The following is a 6,943-nucleotide window of genomic DNA, read 5'->3' as shown; positions in this document are numbered from 1 at the left end:
GCGGGGCCGCGCCCCCCCCGCGCCGCCGCGGGCGGCCACCGCCCACGGGGGGCCCCGGCGGCCGACGGCCGCGAAAACCGGGGGCGGCCCGGCGCCCGGCAAGGTGCACCCGCCGCCCGGCCCCGACGGACCGTCCGGTCGGCGGTTCAGCCGGCGAACGGGTGCGTACAGGTGGTGATCTGCCTGGCGACGTCCAGCGCGGGGCCGGCCGTGGCGCAGACCATCTTCAGGTCGGCGGTGACGACGCGCGGGGTGACCGCCTTGGCGGAGCCGAAGCGGACGGTCGTCGCGCTCGCGACCGTCTCCCACGGGCTGCCCCACGCCTTCTGCGTCCTGACCTCGACCTGGACGAGCGTCAGCTGGCCCGGGTCGGCGGAGACCTGGGCGACACCGGTGATGCCGGCGGTGTCCGCCTCCTGCCAGACGCACGGGCTGTTGAGCACGGCGGCACACGCCACCGGGTTGTTCTCGGACGTCGCCGTGGCGGCCGTGGCAGCCGTGGCAGGCCCTGCGGTCAACGCCGCTATCCCTGCCACCGTCGCCAGCACAGCTGCGATCCGAGCGCGCATGATCTCAACCTCCTTGAAAACAAAGGGAATCTCACGGAGCGAGATGAGTCTTGCACGGATCGTGGTCATGTTTCGTGTGTGTTACGTCACACTCATGGTGACCGTTCAACTACGTGCAGCAATATCGTGGCCGAACGTTCGGCGTGCGGACATGCCCGCGATGCGGCGACGTGTCCTTCGGATGTGATGAAGCACCGATGAAACGTGCTGGTCGTGTGCCGGTTCACTCGTCCGGGTGGCGGCGTGCCGCGGGGCCTGATCGGACGGATACCATCGACCCGACCCACGGAGGTGGCGCGTGGACACGGTCATCGTGCAACTGCCCGACCGGGCAACGGCGGTGGCGCCCGGCGGGCGGCCCGGACTGCTGCGGATGGGCCCCGGCGAGACGGCGGTGTTCGGACGCGGCGAGCCCGGCCGGGCCGTCCCCATCCCGCTGCCCGACCAGGGCGTCTCCCGCCGGGCCGGCGAGATCACCGCGGCCGAGGACTACTGGCGGCTGTCCAACTTCTCCGCCACCGCCACCTACGTCGTGGAGAACCTCGAAGGCGCCGGCGAGCACGTCAAGGTCGCGCCGGGCCGCCTCGGCGCACCCGTGCCGTTCGAGTTCTCCCGCGTCCTGCTGCCCGCGCTCGGCGAACCCGCCTCCTTCAAGGTCTTCGCCCCGCAACACGCCTACCTGGAGGGCGAGTCGGACGGCACCGACGGCGAACGCACCGTCAGCCCGTTCGCCCTCGACCCCACCGCCAAGTACTTCCTCGTCCTGCTCGCGCTGTGCGAACCCCGCCTGCGCTCGCCCTCCGCCGCCACCGTGCCCGGCGCCACCGACGTCGTCACGCGGCTGCGCGCCCTGCCCTCCTGCCACGGGCTCACCCGCTCGGCGGTGAACTACCACATCGACTACCTGGTGTTCACGAAGCTGCGGCTGCGCGAGCCCTTCGACGACGACCGCGGCGGCGGCAAGCGCGAGGAACTCGCCGCCCTCGCCCTCAAGTTCGACCTCGTCCGGGAGGAACACCTGGCCCTGCTCCCGCCCCGGCACCCGGCCGCCCGGCCGTGAGCCCCGCCCGGCCCGAGCACCGGCCGATCGAGGTGCCGGACGGCTACCCGGTGGCCGGCTACCGGATCGGCGAACTCCTCGGCGCCGGCGCCTGGGGCAGCGTCTACGCCGCCCACGGCCCCGACGGCGCCCAGGCCGCCGTCAAGCTCCTCGGCCCCGCCCGGCTCAGCCCCGGCCAGCGCGGCGCCATGGCCCAGGTCGCGCACAGCGAACTGCGCTTCAGCAGCCGCGCCGACCACCCGTACCTGATCCGCACCCTCGCCGTGGCCACCGTCGACGACCCCGCCCACCCCGCGCTCGACGGCGCCCTCGCCCTCGTCATGGAACGCGCCGCCCGCAGCCTCCAGGACGTCCTCGCCGCCGCGAGCCCCGGCCGGCCCGTCCCCGGCGCCGACCGCATCCTCACCCAGGTCTGCGCCGGCCTCACCCACATGCACCGCGCCGGGTGGGTCCACGGGGACCTGAAACCGGCCAACATCCTCCTCATGCCCGACGGCACCGCCAAGCTCGCCGACTTCGGCCTCACCGCCGAACTGGAGGGCACCCACGCCTACGCCCCGCCGCTCGGCTCGCCCGACCACGTCCCGCCCGAGTGGTGGTCCGAGCGCACCGGCGCACGCGGCGTCGCCCTGCGCCCCAGCACCGACGTCTGGGCCTTCGGCGTCCTCGCCCACCAGGTGCTCACCGGCGGCCTGCACCCGTTCCTCGGCGCCACCGCCCGCGCCCGCTCGCTCGCCGCCCAGGCGTACGCGCGCGGCGCCGCGCCGCTGCGGCTGGACGAGGCCCTGCCCGGGCGCTGGCGCACCGCCGTCACCGCGTGCCTGGCCGCCGACCGCGAGGACCGGGCCCGCGCCGACCTCGCCGCGCTCGTCGCCGCCGCCACCGCCCGCACCGGCGCCCGCCGGCTGCGCCGGGCGACGCTCGCCGGGCTGACGGCCTGCGTCCTCGTCGTCCTCGCCCTGACCGGCCGCCCCGAGCCGAGCGGCGCCACGCCGCCCGCCGCGCCCCCGCCGCTGCCCGGCGCGATCCCGGTCGGGTCCGACGTCCCGGCCGCCTACCGCGGCATGGTCGAGGACGCCGCCCGGCGCTGCCCCGAACCCGAGGTCACCCCGGTCCTGCTGGCCGCGATGCTCAAGGCCGAGAGCGGCTTCGACCCGAACGCCGCCCGCCCCGAGACCGGCGAGTACGGCATCGCGATGTGGACGCCCTCGGTGTTCAACGCGTGGAGCAAGGCCGCCGCGCACCCCGGTCCCAAGGACTACATGGACCCCGGCGATGCGATCGCCGCCATGGGCAACTACGTGTGCTGGCTGGACCAGCAGATAAAGCACCACGGCTTCACCCGGGACCTGCCCGCCCTCGTCGCCGCGGCCTACCGGACCAGCGACAAGACCGTGGCCGCCGCGGGCGGCGTTCCGGACCGGGTCCGGGCGCACGTCGACCGGGTGCTGGAATACCTCCACGACTACGGCGGGTAGCCGGGCAATTCGGGATGAGCCGGGTCACATTCCCCGCCGGACCGGCGCGGGCACCCGGCCCGGTGACGCTCCGTCTGGGATCCTCGCGGAATGATCACGAAGCTGCGCGCGGGCGCCGCGCAATGGACCGTCGTCGTTCCGGTGCTGGCCTTCGTCGTCCTGGCCCTGACCTGGCACCGCGACCTGCCCGGCTGGGTGGTGGGGGTCGTCGCCTGCTTCCTCGCCGGTGCGGTGCTGTCCGCCGTCCACCACGCCGAGGTCATCGCGCACTGGGTCGGGGAGCCGCTCGGATCACTCGTCCTCGCGGTGGCCGTCACGGTCATCGAGGTCGCGCTCATCGTCACGCTGATGGCCGACGGCGGCGACAAGTCCGCCACCCTGGCCCGGGACACCGTCTTCGCCGCCGTGATGATCACCTGCAACGGCATCCTGGGGCTGTCGATCCTGGTCGCCGCGCTCAAGTACCGCACCGCCGTCTTCAACGCCGAGGGCACCGGCGCGGCCCTCGGCTGCGTCGCCACCCTGGCCACCCTGAGCCTCGTGCTGCCGACCTTCACCACGAGCTCCCCGGGCCCGCAGTTCTCCACCACCCAGCTCACGTTCGCGGCCACCGCGTCGATCGTCGTCTACGGGCTGTTCGTGGCCACGCTCACCGTCCGCCACCGGGACTACTTCCTGCCGGTGACCGCCGAGGGCCGGGTCCTCGCCAAGGAGGACGAGGAGGACCACGCCGCCCCGCCGACCGTCAGCGGCGCCGCCGTCAGCCTGCTGCTGCTCGCCGTCGGGCTGGTGGCGGTGGTCGGCCTCGCCAAGGGCGTCTCGCCGACCATCGAGTCGGCGGTGTCCTCCGCCGGGCTGCCGCACTCGGTGGTCGGCGTCGTCATCGCGCTGCTCGTCCTCCTGCCGGAGACGATCGCCGCGCTGCGGGCCGCGCTGCGCAACCGCGTGCAGACGAGCCTCAACCTCGCCCTCGGCTCCGCGCTGGCCAGCATCGGCCTGACCATCCCGGCCGTCGCCATCGCGTCGACCTGGCTCAGCGGCCCGCTCCACCTCGGCCTCGACCCGGCCCACATGGTGCTGCTCACCCTGACCGTCGTGGTCGGCACCCTGACCGTCATCCCGCGCCGCGCGACTCCCCTCCAGGGCGCGGTGCACATGGCGATCCTGGCCGCCTACGTCGTCCTCGCGGTGAACCCGTGACGGGCCGCCGTTCGTAGGGAAGTCCCCGGCGCCGCCCGGTGTGGGCGGGAGGCACCAGGGACTCACCGTCTCCGCGCGACCGCTCAGGCGGTGCGGCGGCGGCGGGCGTAGACGAGGGCGGCGCCGCCCACGACCAGCGCGGTGCCGGCGCCCGCGTACAGCAGGGTGCCGTCGCTACCGGTCTGGGCCAGCTTCGGGCCGTTGGCGGCCGGGGCGCCCTTGATCGGCGTCGGGATGCTGACCTTGGCCGGGACGACCAGCGGCTTGGCCGGGTTGACCGCGGTGGGGGTCGACGGGGTCTGCACCGGCACGGTGGCGGTCGGCGCCGGGGCCGACGGCGAGCCGCTCGGGGCGGTGGAGGGGGCGGTCGACGGGGCACCGGTGGCCGGGCCGCCGGCGGCGGGGGTGGTCGGCGCGGCGGTGGGCGACGCCGGCTCGGCCGGCTTGGTGGCCGGGGTGGTCGGCTTGTCGCTCGGCTTGTCCGAGGGCTTCTCGGAGGGCTTGTCGCTGGGCTTCTCCGACGGCTTCTCGGAGGGCTTCCCGCTGGGCTTCTCGGAGGGCTTGTCGCTCGGCTTGTCGCTCGGCTTGTCCGAGGGCTTGCCGGTGGCCGGGGTGCTCGGCACCGCGGTCGGGCCCTTCGACGGGGCCTTGCCGCCGCAGTCGACCTTGAAGACCTTGTGCTTCGGGTTGTCCAGCGCCGGGTCGTCCTCCGGGATTTCGCCGTTGACGAGGGTCACGGCGGCCCAGTAGAGCTTGTACTGGCCGTCCGGCAGGTTGATGTCGTCGGTGCGGACGTCACCGTTGGCGTCGACCGGCAGGTCGCCGTACGCGACCATCTGCTCGTCGTCGCCGTGCACCGAGGCGATCATCCAGACGATGTCCTGGTTGGCGTCGAAGCCGAACGAGTCCAGGTAGAAGGTGCAGACCTTGGGCTCGTTGCGGGTGTCCTCCTGGCCGGTGGAGGCGTCGTGGATCTTGACGGTGCCGTTGTTGCCGGGGGCGTTCTTGCCACCGGGGGCGGCGTGGGCGGCGGGGGAGAGCAGCAGGAGCGCGGCGGCGGTCGGGACGGCCACGAGCGAGCGTGCGGCGGTGGAGCGGATGTGCATGGCGTTCCATCGGGTGTGGCAGGCCGGGACGAGCCTGCACGGTGGGGAGGGAGCCCACGGCGTGTTTCGGCCAGCTGGCCGAAAATGTACGACGGTAGGTGCGCAAAAGCTCCCTCACCCGGAATCCGGACGCAAGGAGCGTTTGCGTCACTTGTCCGATATCGACACGAAGTTCCGACTAGTCCGTCGCAACGATCGGATCACCGGGTTGTGGTGAAGCCGTGTCCGTCCCGCGATGCGGCCCGCCGCACGCGTCCCCGGCGTGAAGTGCGAGGATGGCTCCCGACCGCCCCCGACGGCGGACCTCCGCCGAGCGGCCGCCCCCGCACCCCAGGGCGGCCCGACGAACCGGGCACACGGCGACGAGGTCCGCACTGCGTACCCCGGCAGGCACTCCGGCGCGGCGTCTCCCTGCCCGCACCCCTCCTGCGAAGAAGACGCATCGCGATGCACCGCACCCCCGGCCCTGCCCAGGGCCCCTCCGTCCACGCCCTCCCGCTGCGCGCCGCCGCCGTCCTCGGCACCGGCGGCCTCCTGCTGACCGGCTGCGGCAGCGGCACCGCCGATCCCGGCGCCCAGGCCGACCTGCGCGCGAGCCTCCCGAAGGCGGTCAAGGCCGCCGGCGTCCTGCGGATCGGCTCCTACCTCCACTACCCGCCCGTCGACTTCCGGGACACCGACGGCAAGCCGGCCGGCCTCGACCCGGAGATCGCCACCGCCGTCGGCGACTACCTCGGCCTGCGCGTGGAGTTCACCGACCTGCCGTTCGAGCAGCTGATCCCGGCCGTCCAGACCAAGAAGATCGACCTGGCGATGTCCGCCGTGATCGACACCAAGCAGCGCCAGCTCGGCGCCGCCGACGACGGCCACCAGGCCGACCCGGGCGTCGACTTCGTCGACTACTTCACCACCGGCACCTCGATGGTCGTCAAGGCCGGCAGCCAGCTGTCCCTCACCACCGTCGACGACCTGTGCGGCCACACCGTCGCCGTCCAGCGCGGCACCCTCCAGGACGACTTCGCCACCCGCCAGCAGGGCGCCTGCCCGCGCACCGGCAGGCAGCTCAAGGTCGACCGCTTCGACAGCGACGACCAAGCGCTCGCCGAGGTCGCGAGCGGCGCCGCCGTCGCCGACCTGAACGACTACCCGGTGGCCCAGTACAACACCACCACCCCCGCCAGGACCGGCAAGTTCCAGCTGGCCAACACCCACTTCCTGCAGTCCGGCCCGTACGGCATCACCGTCGCCAAGGACGACACCGGGCTGCGCGACGTCGTCTCCAAGGCGCTCGACCAGGTGATCCTCGGCGGCGGGTACGACAAGATCCTCGCCAAGTGGAACGTCACCACGGGCGCCGTCGCCAGCACGGTCGTCAACGGCGGTCTGTGATCCGACGGCCCCGGGCCTGTCTTCAAACCCCCGCCTGCCGTGCGGCGTCTGGGCACGCACCTCGCCGCGTTGTCGTCGGTCGCCGATGCTCCGCATGGACTCCCTCCTCCGCCTTGCGATGCACGCACCCAGACGCCGCAC

The 6,943-nt window shown here is 73.7% G+C and carries 6 protein-coding genes; 4 read left to right on the top strand and 2 right to left on the bottom strand.

Annotated elements, in window-relative coordinates; translation table 11 throughout:
- Nucleotides 1-146 precede the first annotated feature (146 nt).
- The gene (locus tag ACFV4G_RS41400) at nucleotides 147-569 is read right to left on the bottom strand and encodes a hypothetical protein (protein WP_380448427.1); all 423 of its coding nucleotides are present in this window, start codon (nucleotides 567-569) and stop codon (nucleotides 147-149) included.
- Between the two features lie 298 nt (nucleotides 570-867).
- Between ACFV4G_RS41400 and ACFV4G_RS41395 the strand changes: the two genes are divergently transcribed.
- The 3 genes from ACFV4G_RS41395 to ACFV4G_RS41385 all read left to right on the top strand — a co-directional run bounded on the left by ACFV4G_RS41395 (nucleotide 868) and on the right by ACFV4G_RS41385 (nucleotide 4,307).
- The gene (locus ACFV4G_RS41395; protein ID WP_380448425.1) at nucleotides 868-1,629 is read left to right on the top strand and encodes a serine/threonine protein kinase; all 762 of its coding nucleotides are present in this window, start codon (nucleotides 868-870) and stop codon (nucleotides 1,627-1,629) included.
- The gene (locus ACFV4G_RS41390) at nucleotides 1,626-3,107 is read left to right on the top strand and encodes a serine/threonine-protein kinase (protein WP_380448424.1); all 1,482 of its coding nucleotides are present in this window, start codon (nucleotides 1,626-1,628) and stop codon (nucleotides 3,105-3,107) included. The genes ACFV4G_RS41395 and ACFV4G_RS41390 overlap by 4 nt, the downstream gene beginning before the upstream one ends.
- Before the next feature lie 90 nt (nucleotides 3,108-3,197).
- On the top strand, nucleotides 3,198-4,307 hold the full coding sequence (locus tag ACFV4G_RS41385) for a calcium:proton antiporter (protein ID WP_380448422.1): 1,110 nt from the start codon (nucleotides 3,198-3,200) through the stop codon (nucleotides 4,305-4,307).
- Between the two features lie 83 nt (nucleotides 4,308-4,390).
- Here the strand turns inward: ACFV4G_RS41385 and ACFV4G_RS41380 are convergent, their stop codons facing one another.
- On the bottom strand, nucleotides 4,391-5,413 hold the full coding sequence (locus ACFV4G_RS41380; RefSeq protein ID WP_380448420.1) for a PT domain-containing protein: 1,023 nt from the start codon (nucleotides 5,411-5,413) through the stop codon (nucleotides 4,391-4,393).
- 447 nt (nucleotides 5,414-5,860) lie between these two features.
- Between ACFV4G_RS41380 and ACFV4G_RS41375 the strand changes: the two genes are divergently transcribed.
- Nucleotides 5,861-6,802 carry an ABC transporter substrate-binding protein gene (locus ACFV4G_RS41375; protein WP_380448418.1) on the top strand — a complete coding sequence of 314 codons (942 nt, stop codon included), beginning with the start codon at nucleotides 5,861-5,863 and terminating at the stop codon, nucleotides 6,800-6,802.
- Nucleotides 6,803-6,943: the final 141 nt, after the last annotated feature.

The sequence above is a fragment of the Kitasatospora sp. NPDC059747 genome (genome assembly GCF_042732955.1).
GTDB lineage: Bacteria > Actinomycetota > Actinomycetes > Streptomycetales > Streptomycetaceae > Kitasatospora.
Note: the sequence above shows the minus strand (reverse complement) of the source record. Positions and strands in the feature narration are given on the sequence as shown.

Excerpts from the sequence above, each read along its gene's own strand:
- ACFV4G_RS41400 (WP_380448427.1), bottom strand. The coding sequence starts at position 569 with ATGCGCGCTCGGATCGCAGCTGTGCTGGCGACGGTGGCAGGGATAGCG.
- ACFV4G_RS41385 (WP_380448422.1), top strand. The coding sequence starts at position 3,198 with ATGATCACGAAGCTGCGCGCGGGCGCCGCGCAATGGACCGTCGTCGTT.
- ACFV4G_RS41380 (WP_380448420.1), bottom strand. The coding sequence starts at position 5,413 with ATGCACATCCGCTCCACCGCCGCACGCTCGCTCGTGGCCGTCCCGACC.
- ACFV4G_RS41375 (WP_380448418.1), top strand. The coding sequence starts at position 5,861 with ATGCACCGCACCCCCGGCCCTGCCCAGGGCCCCTCCGTCCACGCCCTC.